The organism is Myroides phaeus, assembly GCF_900099675.1.
Taxonomy (GTDB): Bacteria; Bacteroidota; Bacteroidia; order Flavobacteriales; family Flavobacteriaceae; genus Flavobacterium; species Flavobacterium phaeum.
The window spans coordinates 118,835-140,794 of the sequence record NZ_FNDQ01000001.1 but is presented as its reverse complement, the minus strand read 5'-3'; the positions used below and the strand labels follow the sequence as shown (position 1 = coordinate 140,794).

17 protein-coding genes are annotated in these 21,960 nt (G+C 32.4%); 7 read left to right on the top strand and 10 right to left on the bottom strand.

Going from position 1 to position 21,960, the window contains the following annotated elements:
• Positions 1 to 46: 46 nt before the first annotated feature.
• The gene (locus BLT46_RS00580) at positions 47 to 1,195 is read right to left on the bottom strand and encodes a DNA polymerase III subunit (protein WP_090404601.1); all 1,149 of its coding nucleotides are present in this window, start codon (positions 1,193 to 1,195) and stop codon (positions 47 to 49) included.
• Between the two features lie 339 nt (positions 1,196 to 1,534).
• Between BLT46_RS00580 and BLT46_RS00575 the strand changes: the two genes are divergently transcribed.
• From BLT46_RS00575 to BLT46_RS00565, 3 genes are read left to right on the top strand one after another with little or no spacing between them, the layout of a single operon-like run.
• Complete coding sequence (locus BLT46_RS00575) at positions 1,535 to 2,725, top strand: phosphoglycerate kinase (protein WP_090404598.1); 1,191 nt, start codon at positions 1,535 to 1,537, stop codon at positions 2,723 to 2,725.
• A gap of 51 nt (positions 2,726 to 2,776) precedes the next feature.
• Positions 2,777 to 4,279, top strand: a complete 1,503-nt coding sequence (locus BLT46_RS00570; protein ID WP_090404595.1) for a lytic transglycosylase domain-containing protein — start codon at positions 2,777 to 2,779, stop codon at positions 4,277 to 4,279.
• A 24-nt stretch (positions 4,280 to 4,303) separates the two neighbouring features.
• A complete protein-coding gene (locus tag BLT46_RS00565) occupies positions 4,304 to 5,296 on the top strand; it encodes a DUF4837 family protein (RefSeq protein ID WP_245722916.1) in 993 nt (330 codons plus the stop codon).
• Between the two features lie 190 nt (positions 5,297 to 5,486).
• On the opposite strand, the gene BLT46_RS00560 is transcribed toward BLT46_RS00565, so the two are convergent.
• The 5 genes from BLT46_RS00560 to BLT46_RS00540 all read right to left on the bottom strand — a co-directional run bounded on the left by BLT46_RS00560 (position 5,487) and on the right by BLT46_RS00540 (position 11,617).
• Positions 5,487 to 6,470 carry a tyrosine-protein phosphatase gene (locus BLT46_RS00560; RefSeq protein WP_176770707.1) on the bottom strand — a complete coding sequence of 328 codons (984 nt, stop codon included), beginning with the start codon at positions 6,468 to 6,470 and terminating at the stop codon, positions 5,487 to 5,489.
• A gap of 134 nt (positions 6,471 to 6,604) precedes the next feature.
• The gene (rnpA, locus tag BLT46_RS00555; protein WP_090404589.1) at positions 6,605 to 7,021 is read right to left on the bottom strand and encodes a ribonuclease P protein component; all 417 of its coding nucleotides are present in this window, start codon (positions 7,019 to 7,021) and stop codon (positions 6,605 to 6,607) included.
• A gap of 75 nt (positions 7,022 to 7,096) precedes the next feature.
• A complete protein-coding gene (locus BLT46_RS00550) occupies positions 7,097 to 8,992 on the bottom strand; it encodes a M1 family metallopeptidase (RefSeq protein WP_090404586.1) in 1,896 nt (631 codons plus the stop codon).
• Between the two features lie 72 nt (positions 8,993 to 9,064).
• Complete coding sequence (locus BLT46_RS00545) at positions 9,065 to 10,678, bottom strand: S8 family peptidase (RefSeq protein WP_090404583.1); 1,614 nt, start codon at positions 10,676 to 10,678, stop codon at positions 9,065 to 9,067.
• Positions 10,679 to 10,756: 78 nt separating this feature from the next.
• Entirely contained in the window at positions 10,757 to 11,617 is an 861-nt protein-coding gene (locus tag BLT46_RS00540) for an MBL fold metallo-hydrolase (RefSeq protein ID WP_090404580.1), read from the bottom strand.
• A gap of 805 nt (positions 11,618 to 12,422) precedes the next feature.
• On the opposite strand from BLT46_RS00540, the gene BLT46_RS00535 reads away from it, so the two are divergent.
• The 4 genes from BLT46_RS00535 to sufD all read left to right on the top strand — a co-directional run bounded on the left by BLT46_RS00535 (position 12,423) and on the right by sufD (position 16,490).
• Positions 12,423 to 12,752, top strand: coding sequence for a HesB/IscA family protein (locus BLT46_RS00535; protein ID WP_090404579.1), 330 nt, complete (start codon positions 12,423 to 12,425; stop codon positions 12,750 to 12,752).
• A gap of 104 nt (positions 12,753 to 12,856) precedes the next feature.
• A complete protein-coding gene (gene sufB / locus BLT46_RS00530) occupies positions 12,857 to 14,305 on the top strand; it encodes a Fe-S cluster assembly protein SufB (RefSeq protein WP_090404574.1) in 1,449 nt (482 codons plus the stop codon).
• Positions 14,306 to 14,366: 61 nt separating this feature from the next.
• Positions 14,367 to 15,119 carry a Fe-S cluster assembly ATPase SufC gene (gene sufC / locus BLT46_RS00525; RefSeq protein ID WP_090404571.1) on the top strand — a complete coding sequence of 251 codons (753 nt, stop codon included), beginning with the start codon at positions 14,367 to 14,369 and terminating at the stop codon, positions 15,117 to 15,119.
• Between the two features lie 54 nt (positions 15,120 to 15,173).
• The gene (sufD, locus tag BLT46_RS00520) at positions 15,174 to 16,490 is read left to right on the top strand and encodes a Fe-S cluster assembly protein SufD (protein WP_090404567.1); all 1,317 of its coding nucleotides are present in this window, start codon (positions 15,174 to 15,176) and stop codon (positions 16,488 to 16,490) included.
• A gap of 492 nt (positions 16,491 to 16,982) precedes the next feature.
• On the opposite strand, the gene BLT46_RS00515 is transcribed toward sufD, so the two are convergent.
• The 4 genes from BLT46_RS00515 to BLT46_RS00500 form a co-directional block, all read right to left on the bottom strand.
• The gene (locus BLT46_RS00515) at positions 16,983 to 18,677 is read right to left on the bottom strand and encodes a ribonucleoside-diphosphate reductase subunit alpha (RefSeq protein ID WP_090404564.1); all 1,695 of its coding nucleotides are present in this window, start codon (positions 18,675 to 18,677) and stop codon (positions 16,983 to 16,985) included.
• Positions 18,678 to 18,727: 50 nt separating this feature from the next.
• Positions 18,728 to 19,705, bottom strand: coding sequence for a ribonucleotide-diphosphate reductase subunit beta (locus BLT46_RS00510; protein ID WP_090404561.1), 978 nt, complete (start codon positions 19,703 to 19,705; stop codon positions 18,728 to 18,730).
• A gap of 426 nt (positions 19,706 to 20,131) precedes the next feature.
• A complete protein-coding gene (locus BLT46_RS00505; RefSeq protein WP_090404557.1) occupies positions 20,132 to 21,172 on the bottom strand; it encodes a hemin-degrading factor in 1,041 nt (346 codons plus the stop codon).
• Between the two features lie 11 nt (positions 21,173 to 21,183).
• Positions 21,184 to 21,960 carry a heme ABC transporter ATP-binding protein gene (locus BLT46_RS00500; protein WP_090404555.1) on the bottom strand — a complete coding sequence of 259 codons (777 nt, stop codon included), beginning with the start codon at positions 21,958 to 21,960 and terminating at the stop codon, positions 21,184 to 21,186.

The following is a 21,960-nucleotide window of genomic DNA, read 5'->3' as shown; positions in this document are numbered from 1 at the left end:
AAACTAAAAGAGGCCTTATGTATTAATGCATAAGGCCTCTTTTAGTTTATTTACGGTGAATTAGTCTTGTCAATTTAATTGATAAATCAGTGAATATCATTTTTGCATTTCCATTGCGTTCAATATGATAAATTGCATCAGATAATTCTTTATAAATGTCATTAATATTAGCACCATTGACAAAGAGTGCAAACTTTTCAAGTTTAAAATTGTCAACTGTTGTTTTATAATAAACTAAGTTTGGCGTTTGATAATTAATTAAAAGGGCTTGTCTAAATAGTTCTATACAAAACTCAATAAATTGTTTTTGTTGTTCTCTACCTAAAGCAGCTAATTCTTCACTCCATTCAATTAACTCTTGAATTACAGCAGCATTTCCTTTGGCTCTAAAAGCCGCACGTACCCATTGAACAAACCATTTTTCGTATGGTTGTGTACTATTTTTATTGAGTAATAATTTTAATGCCTTATTATAACTTCCTTGTGCTTGACCAGCAATTAAAGCAGCCTCTTGTCTATCACATTGTTGTTTTACAATTAAAGCTTCTTCAATCTCTCGGTTGTTAATAGGAGGAAAGTTAAGAACTTGACATCTTGATAAAATCGTTTGAATAATGTTCTTTTCATTCTCTGCTATCAATAAGAATATAGTTTTTGCAGGTGGTTCTTCTAAAAGCTTTAATAGTTTATTCGATGCTTCTGTATTCATCTTATCTGCCATCCAGATAATCATAATTTTGTATCCACCCTCAAATGATTTCAAAGCCAGTTTTTTAAGAACTTCACTTGCTTCATCTACACCTATTTGTCCTTGTTTATTTTGTATTTCAATATGTGAATACCAATCAAAAAGATTTCCATATACATTGTCTTTGATGAAAGAGCGCCATTGTGAAGCAAACAAATCACTTGTTGCGTTTCTTTTTACCGCATCTGTTGTTGCCACAGGATATACAAAATGTAAGTCTGGATGTGATAAATTAGTGAATTTAATATTACAAGAATTATTTCCTCCAGTATTTTCATTTCCAACATTTTGACAAAGTAAATACTGAGCATATGCTATTGCCATAGGTAATGTACCTGAACCTTCAGGACCTATAAATAACTGTGCATGAGGTATTCTACCTGTAGATGCAGTTTGAATTAAATGATTTTTAAGGTAGGCTTGGCCTATAATATCTGAGAATTGCATAATACAAAGATATATTAAATCCTATGCGATTGAAATAATGTAAAGCATATTATTGTTATAATTGCATTACTAAATATTTGAAAATAATATTTGTTGGTCTAATTTATGTAAGTATTAATAGAATTAGTAAAAATATATTTGTAATACCAGATGAATAATATATTTATTCTAATAATTAAATATAATGTAATAGATATTACATTATTAACTATTTTTTTGATTAGTATATAATCATAATAAGTGTTAAATTTGTTTTTATACCTAACAAATATCAGATATTCTGGTGTAAGAAAAGAATTATATTTGTATATGTTAAATTAGAATATAAAAATATTTGATATGAGTTCTATCGGAAACTTAAATTTTAAAGATAAGAAAGTCTTAATTCGCGTTGACTTTAATGTACCATTAGATGATAACTTTAATGTTACAGATACTAATAGAATAGAAGCTGCTAAAGCTACTATTGATAAAGTAGTAAATGATGGTGGAGTTGCTATCTTAATGTCTCACTTAGGAAGACCAAAAGGAGAGGTTAATGATAAATATTCTTTAAAACATATTGTTGCTAAGACAGCAGAAGTTTTAGGAAGAGAAGTAACATTTGTAGACGATTGTATTGGTGATAAAGTAAAAGCTGTTATTGATAACAGTAAATCTGGTGATGTAATATTATTAGAGAATTTACGTTTTTATGCTCAAGAAGAAAAAGGTGATGAAGAGTTCTCTAAAGCTTTAGCTTCTTTAGCTGATTTTTATATTAACGATGCATTTGGAACAGCACATAGAGCGCACGCTTCAACTACAATTGTAGCGAAGTATTTTGGTGAAAATAAGTGTTTTGGTTATTTATTAGCTAAAGAAATTGAGAGTTTAGATAAAGTATTAAACAGTACAGATAAACCTGTAACTGCTGTTTTAGGAGGTTCAAAAGTTTCTTCTAAAATTACTATTATTGAGAATATCTTAGATAAAATTGATCATATGATCATTGGTGGTGGTATGACTTTTACATTCATCAAAGCATTAGGTGGAAAGATTGGAAACTCTATCTGTGAAGATGATAAAATCGAATTAGCTTTAGAGATCTTAGAAAAGGCTAAAGAGAAAAATGTACAAATTCACTTACCGATTGATATTGTGGCTGCTGATGCTTTCGCAGCTGATGCAAATGTACAAATTGTTCCTGCTAATGAGATTCCTGACGGATGGCAAGGACTTGACGTTGGACCAAAAACATTAGAGAGCTTAAAACCTGTTGTAGCTGAATCTAAAATTATTTTATGGAATGGTCCGTTAGGAGTATTCGAAATGGAGAAATTTGCTAATGGTACAATTGAATTAGGAAACTTTATTGCTGAGGCAACTAAGAATGGAACTTTCTCTTTAGTAGGAGGTGGTGACTCTGTTGCTGCAGTAAAACAGTTTGGTTTAGCTCCAAAAATGAGCTATGTGTCAACTGGAGGTGGTGCAATGTTAGAAATGTTAGAAGGAAAGGCTTTACCTGGTATTAAAGCAATTCAAGAATAAAATAAAAAGTACCCTCTTGTAAAAGGAGGGTACTTTTCAAATATAAAATCAATGAACTATAAAGCATTAACTTTTGTTGTATGTAGTTTGTTTTCATATTCTGTATGGGGACAGAGCGAGCCTATAAACACAAGTGTTGAAATCAAAAAGGAGATTGATCCTATTGTGTATTTAGACTCTATTAAGAATACATTCGTAAATCATGCTACCGGTGCTTCAATAGAAAAGCGATGGTTAAATGAGCTATTAAATCAAGATTTATTTAATGAAATTGAGAACGAATTAGCTGATGCAAATTTTGACGAGGGAACTATTGTTTTAGATGAGTTACCAACGAAACTTTTAAAAGAACGTTTGCAACGTTTAAATGAGAAAACACCTTTTAATGTTGAATACAACGAAACTTTAGAACGTGTAATAAAGTCTTTTCTTAAAAATAGAAAGCGCTCTTTTGAAAGATTATTAGGTTTGTCTGAATACTACTTTCCAATGTTTGAAGAGCAATTAGCTAAACACGATGTTCCATTAGAAGTAAAGTATCTTGCTATTGTTGAGTCTGCATTAAATCCTGTTGCTCGTTCAAGAGTAGGGGCAACTGGTTTATGGCAGTTTATGTATCCTACTGGTAAGCAGTATAATTTAGAAGTAAACTCTTATGTAGATGATCGTATTGATCCTCTTAAATCATCAGAGGCTGCTGCGAAATTTTTATCAGATTTGTACGGAATGTTTGGTGATTGGGATTTGGTATTAGCATCTTATAATGCTGGTCCTGGTAACGTTACTAAGGCTATTCGTCGTTCTAATGGGTATACAAACTATTGGAATATTAGACCAAATCTTCCTCGTGAAACACAAAATTATTTACCTGCATTCTATGCTACAATGTATATTTTTGAATATGCTAAAGAGCACGGAATTACAGCAAATAACTCTCCTTTTAAATTGGTAGAAACAGATACAATCGCTGTAAAAAAGACTATTAGTTTTGATCAGGTTGCTAAGTTATTAGATGTTTCAAAAGCTGAAATAGAGTTTTTAAATCCAACGTATAAGTTACAAGTTATTCCTTATGTAAGTGGAAAACAAAGTTTCTTAAGATTGCCTGTTTCTAAGATTGGTTTGATGGCTTCCAATGAAGATAAAATCTATGATTATGTTGCGTTTGAAGAGGAGAGAAGAGAAAAGCCATTACCAAGTTTGTTAGAGGTTTCTGTTGCTGAAACAAAGAGCGTGAAGTCGCGTTATCACACGATTAAGAAAGGAGAAAGTATTGGTGTTATTGCTAATAAATATGGTATTAGTGTTGCTCAATTGAAAAAGTTGAACAATATGAAAAGTAACATTATATACCCTGGAAAGAAATTAGTTGTTGGTAAAGCCACTGTGGCTCAATCAAGTGCTAAAAATTCTTTTTACACAGTTAAAAAAGGTGATTCGCTATATTCTATCAGTCAAAAATTACCTGGAGTGTCATTAGCTCAATTGAAGAATATGAATAATATGAAAGATAATGATGCAATTCAACCTGGAATGAAATTACGCATCAATTAAATTAGTTACTTAATTTTAGATTTTGTGAGATATCTCTATTTCTTTATCGTTTTATTATGCTTCGCTAATTGTAAAGATGCACCAACTACAGAATTGTCAACTAAATCTGTGGGGGAGTATAACAGTGTATTAGTAGTTGTAAATGATAGATTGTGGTATGGTAATGTAGGAGACAGTATTCGAGAGTATTTAGCTGCTTCTGTGGATGGAATTAGTCCGTCAGAACCTTTGTTTACTATCGAACAAATATCTCCTAATTTATTCTCGTCTAAAACTAAGAATCGCCGTAATATTATAGTCTTTTCAGACAATCATAATGAAGAGCTTTTTGCCCTTGAGAAGAATAAGTTCGCTTCACCACAAAACTATTTTGTTGTTAATGGAGGTTCTAAATTAGCTGTTGTTAAGACTTTTAAAAAGAATGTTGATTCTATTATAAAAACGATGCATCACCTTGAGGTTGCTACAATTACTGAATTTCTTAATGCAAGTAAATTAATTGATCGCGAGAAGTTTGAAGATAGATTTAAAATTACGATAAATGTTCCTTCTGACTATAAAGAAATTAGTAGTAATGAACATTTTGTTTGGTTTAAAAAGGATGTCGCTTCTGGGAATAGTAATATTCTAATTTATGATGTTCCAATAAGTAGAATATTAAATGACAAGAATACAGAATTACACAATATTTTAGCCGTAAAAGATTCTGTAAATGGACGATATATTCATTCAATAGAAGATAATTCGTTTATGAAATTGAATGAAGGTTTTATACCATTTAACAAGGAAATATCTTTTGACAATAGAAAGGCTATTGAGTTAAAAGGAACTTGGGATATGCAAAATAGCTTTATGAGTGGACCATATCTAAGTTATGTATTTAGAGATTCTACAGAAAAAAGATATTTGTTTATAGAAGGCCTCGTGTATAACCCTTCAATGGGGAAACGCAATGTACTTCTTGAACTGGAAGCAATAATTCAAACAATGCGTTTTAAAATAAAGAAAAGCGAATGATTATATCATTCGCTTTTTCGTTTATACGTATAGCATCTTAAATTAAATTTAAGACGCTTTTAATAGCTATCTACTAAGTAACTACTCCATAGTTGTAGAAAAGGAGATAATAGCTTAAATAGTATTTATTATGCTTATAAAAGGTTTAATACAGTAAATGCTACTGTCTTTTATTTAAGAACTAAGGTGTTTAATATAAATATAATTCTTTCATTAAAGGAATATCAACTGCTAATTGATTTGTCAAGTAACTTTCAACAGAATTATAATGTTGATTGATTGTTTCAAGTGCTTTTAATAAGTATTCTTTTTTTACTGTTTGCAGAGTCATCAAAGCTTCTGCTTGCTTATCGTTGATAAATAAGTATTTGTCTTTTACCAAATCAATAGACAAGTTTACAAACGTATTTGTCAATAAGTAATCTGCTAAAATAGTATCATTATCAACTCCTAATGCACTTAAAAGTAAAGCTGTTGCTAAACCAGTTCTATCTTTTCCCGCAGTGCAATTGTACATAAGTGGGGTAGTATTCTTTTGTAGAATGGTAAAGAAAGCTTTGTATTGCTCTTGATTAGTAAGAATGAGTTGTTCATTAATGTCAGTTAAAAACTGAATAGTTTTTTCAACGTTGCCTTTATAAATCATATTTTCAACGATCTCCCGACTCAAGTTTCCTGGAGAAATGGGCAACGAAATATCATTTAATGTAGATGAAGGAAGTCTTGTTATTTGACTATCTCTTTCTTCATTTGTTCTAAAGTCAACAATAGTACGCAATGGAATAGAAGAGAGGTAGCATAGGTCATTATCCGTTAACTCACTTAATTGTCCTGATCTAAAAAGGAGTCCCCATTTAACTGTTTTTCCCTCTATTGTTTTATATCCACCAAGATCTCTAAAGTTATTTTGTCCTTCTAAGGGTAAACATCTAAGTCCTGTAAAATCGAAATTTTTATTATTTCCAAGTGCAAATAATTGAAAAGAGGGAATTGTTTCTAACGAGATGAAATCATTAGAATTTCCACTTGCTATTTCTTGATTAGCATTAATTACAAAAGAAGAATTCGCTTTATATAATTTCCAAGGCTGAGTTGCCTTGATAATAGCTATCGTTTTGTTGTTCTTTTTATCCGTTTTTAAATCAATAGTTTGATTAGATCCTTTGGTACCCATAAGCATCAAAAGTGAGACTATAATTTAGTTTAAACAATAATTATCATTCTGTATTCTCAGTTTCTATAGAAAAGAATAGAATAAAATTAAGTTATTGTTTTTTAAGGATATAAACAAATTTATATGTTTAAATATTATTCTTCCTCAGTATTAACCACAACTGCTTTCTCTGCTTTATTTACTTCGATAAACTTTTCAAATAGTTTAATCATTTTTTCATTAATCTCTTGATAAGTTAGCCTGTTTTTAGACTGGTAAAACAACATAATGGCATAAGGCTGTTCGATGTTGTCTAACAACATTTGTTTGTTATGTCTATAAGCTTCTCGTAGAAGTCTTTTAAAGTAGTTTCTATCTACCGCTTTTTTAAAGTAACGTTTAGACACAGATACACCTGTTTTTAAAGGCACATTATCGCTATTTTCACTTGGTACATAAACCATGCGAAGCGGATATTTACTAACAGATTTTCCAGTAGTAAACAGTTCGTCTATTACTATCTTGCTCTTTAGCTTTTCCTTTTTAGGATATTTTAAATTTTGTTGTTCCATAGAGATTGCAAAGGTAGAAAAGCAAACGTAATAATAGGACAAAAAAAAAGCCACATAAGTGGCTTTTTTAAATAATTATTTTTTGTAGATACCATTTTCTTGATTCACATCAGCCATAAATTGGCTTGGATCAATTAAAATAGTTTTAATTGTATTCTTAGGTTTGTTGATAATAAACTTGTATTCTGGTTGAGCCCATCCCCATCCTGATAATACAGTTCTTTCATATTCTAAGTAAGGATTTGGTTTAATCCAATGCATTGAAGTAAAAGGAACGTAGTATGTTTCAATAGTACCATCTTCATATTCTACAAGAATATCTAAAGGCATTCCCATTCTTCCAATTCTTTTTAAAGTAACTAAAGTTTGGTCTTTTTGTACTTCTTCTACAAATTGAACACTATAATCAATCGTATTATTCGTTTGTGTCCAATCAGTCATATACCAATCTAAATTAGCTCCTGTAACACGCTCTGCCGTACGTTTAAAGTCATTTGGCGTTGGATGCGTAAACTTGTAGTCTTGATAATATGTTTGAAGAGTTTTCATCATATTATCCCAACCAATTAAATAAGATAATTGTGTTAAGAAAATTGAACCTCTACTATAAGCTGAGATAGAATATGCTCTGTTTGTTAAGTAGTGATCTGCGTGAGTACTTAAAGGCTCTTGCATATTTTTAGCTACTAAATTATAGTAACTTTTGTATGTAGAACCAAAAGGATTTGCATCTTCTTGTTGGTCTTTTGGCATCACTTTTAACATCGCAAGGTCAGAGATAAAAGAAGTAAATCCTTCGTCCATCCATTCGTGCTTAGTTTCATTTGTTGCTAATGCGTGTTGGAACCAACTATGTGCTAATTCGTGAGCAGTTACTCCAACCAAACTTGGAAATGATCTTTCTCCTGTGATTAAAGTACACATAGAGTATTCCATACCTCCGTCACCACCTTGAATAATTGAATATTGAGGATAAGGATAAGGACCTACATTCTCATTAAAGAATTTCATAAGTTCAGCTGTAACTGGCTGTAACTTTGTCCAATTCTCTTTAATAGCAGGATTATCTTTATAAAGGAAATGTAGTTTTACACCATTTGGTCCTTCATACGTATCGTGAATGAAGTTAGGATCTGCTCCCCAAGTAAAGTCTAACACGTTTTTAGCATTAAAATGCCAAGTTAAATCTTTTCCTTTTTTAGCAGGAATATCAGTTACGCCATTATCTTGATAACCGTATCCAATTTCATTGTTGTTAACTAAAACACCAGTACCACCTACAATGTAGCTTTTATCTAACGTAATTTTTACGTCAAAATCTCCCCAAACACTGTGAAATTCTCTTCCTAAATACTGTTCTGCGTGCCAACCTTCAAAGTCGTATTCAGCTATTTTAGGGAACCATTGAGACATTGATAAGGCAACACCTTCTTTAGACTCTCTACCTGCTCTACGAATCATTTTAGGCGCTTGTCCTTCAAAGTTCATTGTGAAAACAGTAGAAGATTTAGGAGCAATAGGAGACTTTAATGTTACCTCTAATATAGTTCCTACTTCTTTCGTGTCAACAGAAGCACCATCTTGTTTTAGATTTAATACTTTTAAGTAACCTATTTCATCTTGTGTAAGTTTTGAAATTCTACTCTCTTGTATTTTTCTACCTCTAACAGTTTTAGTATCAACCATTCTCGAGTCTGGATCAGCAATATTTTTTAATAAAGCATCCATATCACTATTTGGTTGAAATGCATTGTAATACAAATGAAAGAAAACCTTTTTTAGTGTATCTGTAGAGTTGTTAGTATAAGTAAGCTTTTGTGTACCGTTGTATTTAAACTTTTTAACGTCCATTTTAACGTCCATCGTATAATCAACGTGTTGTTGCCAATATCCTGGATTTGGATTGTTTTGAGCTTGAACTTCAAAAAGAGATATGGCGCAAATTGTAAGTGATAGTAATAGTTTTTTCATATCGTGTTTGAAATTAAAACTCCACAGCTATTTTTGAATAGTGTGGAGTTTTTAAGTGAATTTTGTGTATTCTTATTTTTTGTTATTAGCTAATTTTTCAGCTAATAACAAAGCATTGTATGCATTTACAAATTTTCCTGAAGTAGAAATAGATTGGAAGTTTCTAACTTCTTTTTTCTCTCCAACTACAACATCAAAGTTTACAGCAACACCTGAATCCATAATGATTTTTTTAACTTCACCAGCAGTAAACTGTGGGTAGTAAGCTCTAATTAAAGCAGCTACACCAGCTACGTTTGGAGACGCCATTGATGTTCCTTGTAAGTACTCATAGGTATTGTTTGGAACAGTAGCATAGATTTTTACACCAGGTGCAAATACGTCAACATCATAGTGTCCGTAGTTAGAAAAACGAGCTACCATATTTTTACCAAACTGAGGGTTAAGAGCTCCAACAACTAAGAAGTTATTTGAAATTTCTGGTCCCATATTCACATTGTCATTAGGGTAACGCTCCACACCACCTTCAATGTTTAAGTCCATAGCATCATTTCCAGCAGCTACAACGATTAATACGTCTTTTTCTTCAGCGTATTTAATTGCGTCTCTAACCCATTGGCTATTTTCTTCGTAATATTTACCAAAACTTCCGTTGATTACTTTAGCTCCGTTGTCAACTGCATAGCGAATACCTAATGCAATATCTTTATCGTACTCATCTCCATCAGGCACTGCTCTAACAGCCATAATTTCTACAACGTCAGAAGCAACACCGTCTCCACCTAAGTTATTGTGGCGAGATTGTGCAATAATACCAGCAACGTGAGTTCCGTGTTTAGCCTCTTCTCTAACAGGGCCTAATACATTGTTATTACCGTATATTCTGTCATTGATGTCAGCAGGATTATCTCCAACGATTTTACGACCATCAAAATCAACGTTTAAGTGGTAGTTTAATTTGCTATCTACATAACCTTTAAAGCTATCTAACCAAGATAATTCTCTACCTCCAGCAAGAATTCCGTACATAACATTTTTAGAGTGAATTACCTCCTCTGATGCTGTATCAGGAATAGCCTCTAAATCTTCTTTCGTATAATCTTTTTTATCTAAGAATTTAGCTACTCTTTCGTTCGCACGTAATAACATATCTAAACGTACTTTGCTTTCAAGCGCTTCTTTTCTTTCTTCGTCAAGTTGTTTTACAGCTCTTTTATATTGGTCAGAACCGTCATCACCTCTTCTAACAACACGAACTAATTCCATATTTTCGTGAACAGACTCTCCTAAAAAGTTCCATCCGTGAATATCATCAACATATCCGTTGTTGTCGTCATCTATATTGTTTCCAGCGATTTCTTTCGGATTTGTCCACACGTGTGATTTTAAATCATCGTGGTCAATTTCAATTCCTGAATCTACTACACCTACAATTACTTTTTTAGGAAGTGCTTTTCCTTTTAAGATTTCTTCATAAGCTCTATCAACAGACATTCCAGGTACTGTGTCTCTTAAAATGTCTAAGTGACTCCATCTTTGTAATTGTTCTTCAGATAATTCTGATGTTCTTTTAGGTAAATTGTCAACACCTTGGATTGGTGTGTTAGATACAATTTTTGCACCACCACAACTTGTCAAAGCAAGCGCTAAAGCAGCAGAAAGGTAAATAGGTTTAATTAATCGCATTATATTTATTTTATTGTAAATTTTATTTTCATCGCCTTAAAAGTATCAAATTGTACGCTTTAAAGCGTGGTATTAACATTAAATTAAGATATTGTTAGCTTTGTGTATGTCTTTTAAACGAACTCCCTTTTCAGTATGTTGGAGGGTTATGATTTCATTATGAGCATCATGTTCTAAAAATAAAAGCCAATTTTCGTCAGTTGCTATTTTTAAAAATTTTTCTTTTTCTTGCATTGTTAGCAATGGTCGCGTGTCATATCCCATTACATACGGAAGAGGAATATGTCCTGCTGTGGGCAATAAATCTGCTGTATAAGCTATTTTTTGTCCGTTGTAATTAATAATCGGAATCATCTGTTTTTCCGTATGCCCATCAGCAAAGAAAATATCAAACCCTAATTCAGAATTGTGCAGTAAGTCTCCTTCAGGACGTTGTATAAAGTTTAAAGCACCACTTTCTTGAATTGGAAGTATATTTTCGGACAAGAAAGATGCTTTTTCTCTTGGATTAGGTTTTGTTGCCCAATCCCAATGACTATCATTAGTCCAATATTTAGCATTTTTAAAGGCATTAACGTATCCTGTTCTATCAGAATTCCAATTAACAGCCCCACCCACGTGGTCAAAATGCAAGTGAGTTAAAAACACATCGGTTATATCATCTCTGTGAAAACCTACTTTTGCCAAAGATTTGTCAATTGAGTGTTCTCCCCAAAGATTGTAGTATCCAAAGAATTTTTCAGACTGTTTATTACCCATTCCAGTGTCAATCAGAATAAGTTTATTGCCATCTTCAATTAGAAGAAGTCGCGCACCTAATTCAATCAGGTTGTTGTTATCAGCAGGATTGGTTTTGTTCCAAATGACTTTAGGAACAACGCCAAACATAGCCCCTCCGTCTAATTTAAAGTTGCCACTTTCGATAGCATATAATTTCATAATGATTTAGTTTATTGGTTGTAAGGTGCAAAATACACATTTTTACAAGATACACCAACGGTAAAATTAGCTTTCAGTTTAGCTAAGTAATTCATAACTATTTATCTAACAATCGAGTCCAATTGAGGATTTGGCAATCATAGCAACGTTTTAGATTAATGTTATAAATGGAGTATGTATACTTTTTGTAAAGCTTATGTATATTGGTTGTATAGTTTTACATAGATTTTATACAACCACTATACAAGTACTATACATACACTATACAAGCATTCTTTTGAAAACGCTGTCTCGTCCTTGTCTCGTCCTACTATAGCTGTACAGTTATAGTTGATAATCCTGTTTTGTACTGTACAGTTATTTCAGGACGGGTCAGGATGATAAACGAAAGCTAAGAGTTAAATGTTTTTTCAGCATTTCATTTGTCTTTAAAGGAATAAAGTCCGAATTTTATAGTTGGATTAGTTGCCTTAAAAAGATGTAAAATATTGTTTTATAGTAAGTTGATTTTAATAGGGCCATATTTTCATTAATTTGAATTCGTATGAAATATGGTTTTTAGTAGTTTTAAGACTAAAAGGGAGTGAAAGTAGCTTTTTGCGGTTGTTTTTGGCGTTCCATTTTTAGTAGTTTTTTTACTAAAGCACTTAGGAATAAATAATTAAAACAGGGTTCAAACCATAGTTTTTATTGATATTAGTATTTAAACTTCTAATCGTTATAAATATGTTAGTTACTATTAGAAACCGTTTTTTTATAATACCTTTGCATCTTACATTTAGAACTAATCTATTTTAAAAAAGGTATGATAAAGGTTTCAGATATAGCGAGTAAACGCGTCGCCCTTCTGATGGAAGATGAAGGGTTTGATTCTACAGTGGATTATGTTCGCGTAGGGGTGACAAGTGGAGGATGTTCCGGACTTTCTTATCAATTAAATTTTGATCGCGAAGTTGGTGAAGATGATAAAGTTTTTGAAGACAATGGTGTAAAAATCGCTGTTGACAAAAAGAGCTTTTTATATCTTGTAGGAACTACTTTAGAATATTCAGGAGGATTGAATGGAAAAGGATTCTATTTCAACAATCCTAACGCAAGTAGAACTTGTGGTTGTGGTGAAAGTTTTTCATTATAAGACTCATGGTAGAAAAGCGGGATTTATTTCGTTTTTCTTCCTTTTTGATAATTAGTTAAAATTAAAGAAGCGTACGACACCGTATTTGCTTTTAAGTAAAATATATGAGTAAGTATACAGAAGAAGATTTAAAGAAAGAATTAGAAACCAAGGAGTATGAGTATGGTTTTTATACTGATATAGAATCAGAGACATTTCCTATTGGTTTAAATGAAGATATTGTTAGAGCTATTTCTGCAAAGAAAGAAGAGCCTGAATGGATGACTGAATGGCGTTTAGAGGCTTTCCGTATTTGGAAGGAAATGGTTGAACCAGAATGGGCGAATGTAAGATATACTAAACCTGATTTTCAGGCTATTTCTTACTATTCTGCACCAAAGAAAAAAGATCAATATAAGAGTTTAGACGAAGTAGATCCTGAGTTATTAGCAACGTTTGCAAAACTGGGTATCTCTTTAGATGAACAAAAAAGATTGTCTGGTGTTGCAATGGATATTGTTATGGACTCTGTTTCCGTAGCAACTACTTTTAAAGAAACTTTGGCTGAGCGTGGTATTATTTTCTGTTCAATTTCTGAAGCGATTAGAAACCACCCTGAGTTAGTTAAAAAATATTTAGGGTCTGTAGTGCCTCAAACAGATAACTTCTATGCAGCATTAAACTCTGCTGTATTCTCAGATGGTTCTTTCTGTTATATTCCTAAGGGTGTTCGTTGTCCGATGGAATTATCTACGTATTTCCGTATTAACCAAGCGGGTACTGGTCAGTTCGAAAGAACGTTAGTTATCGCTGATGAAGGAAGTTATGTTTCTTATTTAGAGGGATGTACTGCTCCATCTCGTGATGAAAACCAATTACACGCTGCTGTTGTTGAGTTAATCGCAATGGACGATGCTGAAATTAAGTATTCTACTGTTCAAAACTGGTTCCCTGGTGATAGTGAAGGTAAAGGAGGGGTATTCAACTTTGTAACGAAAAGAGGTCTTTGTGAGAAGAATGCAAAAATTTCTTGGACTCAGGTTGAAACTGGTTCTGCTGTTACTTGGAAATATCCTTCTTGTGTTTTAAAAGGAGATAATTCTGTTGGTGAGTTCTACTCAATTGCGGTAACAAATAACTTCCAACAAGCGGATACAGGTACTAAAATGATTCACTTAGGTAAGAATACAAAATCAACGATTATTTCTAAAGGTATTTCTGCTGGTAAATCACAAAATAGTTATAGAGGATTGGTTCATATGGGACCAAGAGCTGAGAACGCAAGAAACTTCTCTCAATGTGATTCATTGTTAATGGGTAACGAATGTGGTGCTCATACTTTCCCTTACATTGAAGCTAAGAATACTACAGCTCAAATTGAGCACGAGGCTACAACAAGTAAAATTGGTGAAGATCAAATTTTCTACTGTAACCAACGTGGTATTCCTACAGAGAAGGCTATCGCTTTAATCGTTAATGGTTTCTCTAAAGAAGTTTTAAATAAATTGCCAATGGAGTTTGCTGTTGAAGCACAAAAATTATTGGAAATTTCATTAGAAGGAAGTGTTGGTTAAGATGTTAGATTCTTAGTTCAACTTAGTTTACAAACCCTCAAAAATTTAAAAAGACAATTTTATGTTACAGATAAAAAATTTACACGCAAGTGTTGAAGATAAAGAAATATTAAAAGGAATTAATTTAGAAGTTAAAGCTGGTGAAGTACACGCTATTATGGGACCTAATGGTGCTGGTAAGAGTACTTTATCTTCTGTAATTACTGGTAATGAAGCTTTCGAAGTAACGGAAGGTGAAATTATTTTAGAAGGAGAAGAGTTAAACGAATTAGGGCCAGAAGAAAGAGCTCATAAAGGTGTTTTCTTGTCTTTCCAATACCCAGTTGAAATTCCTGGAGTTTCTGTGACAAACTTTATGAAAACGGCTATCAACGAATCAAGAAAGGCTCAAGGTCTTGAAGAGATGCCTGCAAGTGAAATGTTGAAAAAAATCAAAGAAAAAGCTGAGTTATTAGAAATCGACAGAAAATTCTTGTCGCGTTCTCTTAATGAAGGTTTCTCTGGTGGTGAGAAAAAACGTAATGAGATTTTCCAAATGGCTATGTTAGAGCCTAAATTAGCTATCCTTGATGAGACAGACTCTGGATTGGATATTGATGCTTTACGTATCGTTGCTAATGGAGTTAACAAGTTAAAAAGCGAAGACAACGCTGTTGTTTTAATTACGCACTACCAACGTTTATTAGATTATATCGTTCCTGATTATGTACACGTTTTATACGATGGTAAAATTGTGAAAACAGGAGGAAAAGAATTAGCATTGGAATTAGAAGAAAAAGGATACGATTGGATTAAAGAATCTTTAGGGAAATAGTCTCAATAGAATCTTATAAATCAATCATTTTAATCTAATTGCAAAGAAATAATTATGGAGCTTAAAGATAAATTATTATCGTCTTTTGTTGCTTTTGAACAAGGACTTAGTGAACACGAAAGTTTACACAATATCCGTTTAGAAGGTCTTAAGACATTTGAAAATAAAGGTTTCCCTACTAAAAAAGTGGAGGCTTGGAAGTACACATCATTAAATTCTATTTTAAAGAATGATTTTAGTGTTTTTCCTAAAAATGAAGTAGCGGTTGAATATAAAGACGTTAAGAAGTATTTCTTAAGTGATTCTGATACATACAAATTGGTATTTATCAATGGAATCTTTAGTTCTCATTTATCGTCAACTACACACGATGGACTTGATGTTTGTTTAATGTCTTCTGCTTTTACTAAGCCGAAGTACAAAATGATTATCGACTCTTTCTACAATACTTGTGCTGATAAAGAGGATAGTTTAACTGCTTTGAACACTGCTTTTGCAAGTGAAGGGGCTTTTATTAATATTCCTAAAAGTACTGTGGTTGCTAAACCGATTGAGATTATTTACTTATCTACAGTTGAAGATCAAGCGCTTTTAGTGCAACCTCGTAACTTGGTTGTTGTAGGTGAAAATGCTCACGTACAAATTTTAGAAAGACACCAAAGTATCGTTGAATCTAACGTGTTTACTAACTCTGTAACTGAAATTGTAGCGCATAAACGTGCTATTGTTGATTTCTATAAGTTGCAAAATGACTTAGAAACAGGTACGTTAATTGACAATACTTTCGTTAAACAAAAGCAAGAAAGTAGAGTTTCTGTTCATACATTCTCTTTTGGAGGTAAATTGACAAGAAACAACCTTAATTTTTACCAAGATGGTGAGCGTATTGATAGTACGTTAAAAGGAATTACATTGATTGATGGTAAACAACACGTTGACCATTATACATTAGTTTCTCACAATCAACCAAACTGTGAGAGTCACCAAAATTATAAAGGTATTTATGATGGTAACTCTGTAGGGGTGTTTAACGGTAAAATTTACGTTGATAAAATTGCTCAAAAGACAGATGGTTTCCAAAAGAGTAATAACATCTTGTTAAGTGAGAAAGCTAATATTTATGCTAAACCTCAGTTAGAGATTTTTGCTGATGATGTTAAGTGTTCTCACGGGTGTACAATCGGACAGTTAAACGAGGATGCTATGTTCTATATGCGTCAACGTGGTATTCCGAAAAAAGAAGCTAAGGCTTTATTGATGTATGCGTTTACAGATGAAGTAATGGAGTCTGTAAAAATTCCAGAATTAAAATCTAAAGTTGCTAAGGTTATTGCAAGTAAACTTGGTGTTTCTATGGGGTTTGATATCTAATAGAATTTTAGAATTATTATACAGTAAAAAGGGATTACTCAATTGAGTAATCCCTTTTTTGTTGTGTTAGTTGGGTTAAGAATGAAATCTATATGTTTAAGTTATTTTGAGATGTAAAAGAAAAGCCCAATTATTGGAGTAATTGGACTTTTGATGAAAAAGAAATTTTGTTATTTTGTTGTTACATTTTCTATTTACAGATATTGTGCCAAACTTATTTAAAAAAGAAAATAACTTAAAGTGTATTTTCTGTTTATTAAGTAAAACAGGAGGGAAGTTAGGTTGTGATGTGTTGATAGTACTTAGTTATAGCTCTTTTAAGCCTGTTTTATTAATTGAATAAGTATCAAGTTTGTTTTTGATATAAATTGCTTTAAAATGCCTGTATTAGCTTACAGTAGAGAGAAAATAAAATGTAAAGCGCTTTGAGTTAGAGCAAAAAAAAGAGTAAACTATTTAGTTCACTCTTTTTTATATTTCAAGTTCTTGTCATTACGATTCGCAACTGCTACAAGAAACCAAGTTTGTTACCATTTCTTTAGAAACACTTTGACTACGTTGGTAATACAGTGTCTTAACACCAAGTTTCCAAGCTTCAATCATTAGATTGTTTACATCTTTAATTGGTAAACCAGAAGGGATGTTTAAATTCAAACTTTGTGATTGATCAACGTATTTCTGTCTGATTGCAGCTTGTTGAATAATCTCAAGCTGGCTAATTTCTTTAAATGTTTTAAATACAGCTTTTTCTTCGTCTGTTAAGCCTTCAAGTTGTTGAACACTTCCTCCACTTAACATAATGTTTCTCCACGTTTCTTCATTATCCATTCCTTTAGCCTCTAAAAGCATTTTAAGGTATTTGTTTTTACGCATAAAGTTACCTTTAGACAAACCTGCTTTATAGTAGTTACTACTAAAAGGCTCAATACCAGGAGATGTTTGACCTAAGATAGCAGAAGATGAAGTAGTAGGAGCAATAGCCATTGTAGTTGTATTTCTTCTACCGTATCCTTTAAGGATTTCAGGTTCACCATAAATGCGTGCTAAGTCTTGTGTTGCTTTATCAGCTTTACTACTAATGTCAGCAAAGATTTGATTGGTAAGCATTTTGGCTTGTAATCCTTCAAAAGGAATCATATTCTTTTGTAAATATGAGTGCCATCCTAAAACTCCTAAACCTAAGGCTCTATGACGCTTTGCAAAGCGGTTTGCTGAGGCTAAGTAGTAGTTTCCTTCTGTTTTTTCAATGAATTCTTGTAATACAGCATCTAAGAAGAATATAGCTAATTTAACAGCTTCTGTGTCTTTCCATTCGTCGTATAACTCTAAGTTCATAGAAGATAAACAACAAATGAATGATTCATCTATAGAAGAAGGTAACATAATCTCAGAGCATAAGTTACTTGCATTAATACGCATATTAAGGTCTTTATACACTTGAGGCTTATGGCCGTTTACATTGTCAGAGAAGAATAAGTAAGGTAATCCTTTTTGTTGGCGACTTTCCAATACTTTAGCCCATAGTTGGCGCTTCTCTCTATCCCCGTCAATCATTTCTTGCATCCAATAATCTGGAATAGAAACACCTGTGAATAGGTTTTGAATAGGGTTACCAATATTTTTAATTTGAATAAACTCTTCACAATCAGGGTGGTCAATATCTAAATAAGCTGCAAAAGCACCTCTTCTTACACCTCCTTGAGAAATAGTGTCCATTGCAGTATCAAATAACTTCATAAAGCTAACAGCTCCACTACTTTTTCCATTATCTGTTACAGCACTTCCTCTTTCTCTTAGGTTACCAAAATATCCAGATGTTCCACCACCAATCTTTGTCTGCATAATTACTTCACCTAATTTATGAGTAATTCCTTCTATACTATCCGGAACGTGTACGTTAAAACAAGAAATAGGCAACCCTCTTTCTGTTCCCATATTTGCCCAGATAGGTGAGCTTAAACTCATCCATCCTCTTTCAATCATTTCTTGAAAAGACTCTTTTAATTCTGGCTTGTATAATCTTTTTGCTGCAGCAGTTGAAATTCTGTCAATAGCTCCCTCCACAGTTTCACCTTTTAATAGGTAACCTCTGTTTAGAATTTGCTCACTTTCTGAGTTCTTCCACCAAAGTTTTTCACAAGTGTTTGGATTATCTTCAGAGATTAATGGTAGTGAAAAATTATTCATAGTATTTTTTTTCTTTTTTTTAAGTTTTATTAGCCTTTTGAAATTGCGATTTAGAATAAATCGTCAGCTGTAAAGCTCTTGTCGTGTTTAGTATATTCTACAGGTCTCTTAGCAAAGAAATCATCTAAGCTATTTGCAAATACTTCTTCTTCAAACCAAGCCATAGGATTGTATTGTTCTGATGAAATATTGTACACTTTTTTCAGACCAATTTTCTCCATACTTTCATCTACTCTAAACTTCATAAAGTTTAATAAATCGTGCTTGTTTACTGTTTCAATATCACCTGCTTCAAAGATCCAGTCTAAGATTTTGCTTTCAATATTAATTGACTTCTCAATTACCTCGTTTACGTGGTTGATAAGTTCATCGTCAAAGAAATCTGGGAACTCTTTTTTAACGATATTAATGATATAAATCCCTGCGTTAGCGTGTACTTGTTCATCTACTGAAGTCCAAGCGATGATATTACTAACGTTTTTCATATACCCTTTAAATCTTGTAAAAGACAAAATGATTGCAAATTGACTAAATAAAGAAACGTTTTCAATCAATAAAGAGAATAGGATAAGAGAAACAATATACTTCTTACGATCTGTTTGATTACTTGAGTTTTCTAATACTGAAGATAAGTATTCAACACGTTCTTTAATAACAGGAACTGTCAATAAGTTTTCAAATTCATCATTGTAACCCAGCACATCTAATAGTCTTGAATAAGCTTCTGAATGTCTAAATTCACATTCAGCAAATGTACTTCCTAAACCGTTAAATTCAGGTTTTGGGAAATGTTGATATAAGTTACCCCAAAAGGTTTTAACAGCAACTTCGATTTGTGCAATAGCCAGTAAACTGTGTTTAATAGCCAGTTGCTCTTCTCTTGTTAAATGAGAGTGGAAATCTTGTGTATCTGCAGTGAAGTCAACTTCACTATGGACCCAAAAGGATTTATTGATTGCTTCAGTAAATTGGTAAATTCCCGGGTATTCAAATGGTTTGTAGTTAACTCTTTTATCAAAAATAGACATAGCTTTATTTTTATTGAGGTTAATACTATTAGTGCCTTGGAATAGGCTAAAAACATCAATTACTGTGAAGTAGTAAAGTACTAATATAGTAAATATTGCGATGTTTTAAGCTCTAAAAGCGACTAAGTTAGCTATGCTAATTTAAACTAATAAGACATTGATTTCAAGTATTTTTATTTATGAGATAAGAATAGTTATCAACAAATGTTTGATAACTAAATTTATTGTTTTTTTTGTGATTATCAATTTTAAGTTGGTTGTCTTAGTTAGATTATTTTTTATTTATTTATTGTACCAATAATTTTTTGGTATTCTTATATTTTAAGGAATGCTTTTGTGATTTTTTTATTGTTTGATTTTTGTAGTTTTAGTTGAGTAACTACTCAAATTAAAAAAAGCAGAAGGATAACTTCTGCTTTTTTTAACTTATTCTAAAGTTGAGATTATTTCTCTCCATTCTTCTAATTCTGGTATTCCTGGTTTTCTTTTTCCAAAGAACTGAACAATGATTTCTCCGATTTCGTTGAAGACTTCAATGGATGTAACAATACCGTCTTCTGTTGGTTTTCTTACTACCCAAACTTGGTTGATTTTATCCATATCTAAGTGCATATTGAAATCTGGATCTAAAACATTGTACCATTGTTGATGCCACATTGTGCGTTTCACTGGTCCTGTGTGGATTTGAATGTTTCCTCTGTTTCCTACAAACACCATAATTGGCAACTCTTTTTCTGCTGCTGTTTCTAACATTGTAACAATAGCATCTTTTGAAATTTGCTTAGCAAAGTAATCATCAGGAGCTAAACGCAATGCTTGAGTTCTTGTTACATTGTATTTTCTCAACAACATATAAAAGTCGTGTGTATCTTTTAAATCTTTCCACCCTTGACGAAATCCTTCTACGTCTATTTCTTCATCTAAACGTTCGTCTAAACTTGGAATATAAGCTTCTGTTGTTTCAACTGTACTTTGGTCGTCTGACTTGTATTTTGATACTAAAGCATCAAATGCTTCATCATTACTTTGAGGCACAAGGTATATTTTATGAATTGCTTCTCCGTCTTTTCCAAAGAATTGTAAACTCTTTCTTGGTTTATCTCCTGCTTGTTCTACTACAGCAAAAGCTTTTTTCCAATGGCTTAAGAATATTCTTAAATCAATATCTGGGTTTACAAATAATCCAGCGTGTGGTGATGAAAAGTCCGGATTGCTGTAAACTCCTTTGCGTTCGTGTACACATTCATCATTTCGAGTTAAAGCCATTACTTTACCAAGTGTTTCAACTTCTGATAAAATTTCAACAAAAGAAGGTTGTAAACGTGTAACTGTATCACCCACTTGTGTTGCTAATAATTCCATTTCACTTGCTTTCAATGCTTGAGCAGCATTGCGTATTCTCATAGTTGGATTTTCTGCTTTTAAAGCATCCCAACGTTGTTTTAAGGTAAGTGTTTCTGTGTTCATTGTTGTTGTTTTTAAACGCCAAATATAATTAGCGGGTTATTGTTGACAGGGTTTTGAGTAACGATACAAGGAAAGTTGTAAACTTTTGTGATGATTTCTTGTGTTAAAACATTCTGAGGTGTATCGTAAATAACTTTCTTCCCTTTTTCTAAAAGTAATATTTTATCTGCAAATTGAGCAGCTAAATTTAGGTCGTGTATTACAACTATTGCTGTGTTTCCTTTTGCTGTAAAAGATTTGATTAAGTCTAAAATCTTGTGTTGGTGGAGAACGTCTAAGTTGTTTAAAGGCTCGTCTAAAAATAATAGCTTGTTTTCGATATCATTCGTCAATTGGGATAATACCCTTGCTAAGTGTACACGTTGTTTTTCTCCTCCTGACAAGTGATTGTACTCTCGTTCTTTTAGTGGACAAATATCTATGCATTCCATACTATCTTGAATTGCTTTTTTGTCATTTTCAGAAGGGATATGGTCAAAGTAAGGATATCTTCCCATCATAACAACATCCTCTACATTTAGGGGGATGTCGCCATTGTGGTGTTGAGAGAATTTCGCTTTATGCTTTGGAAGTTCTTTTTTACACCACTTAGTATAATCGCAAGATTTCAGTAAAATCTTATTGCCTTTTTCGTGTAATTCGTCGGCTAAGACACTTAAAAAAGTTGATTTACCAGCTCCATTCGGACCCAGTATAGCTATAAATTCTCCTGCTTGACAGTCGAAATCTATGTTGTTAATGATATAGTTTTCTTTAGACTTATAGTTGACTTTTTGTGCTTCAATCAT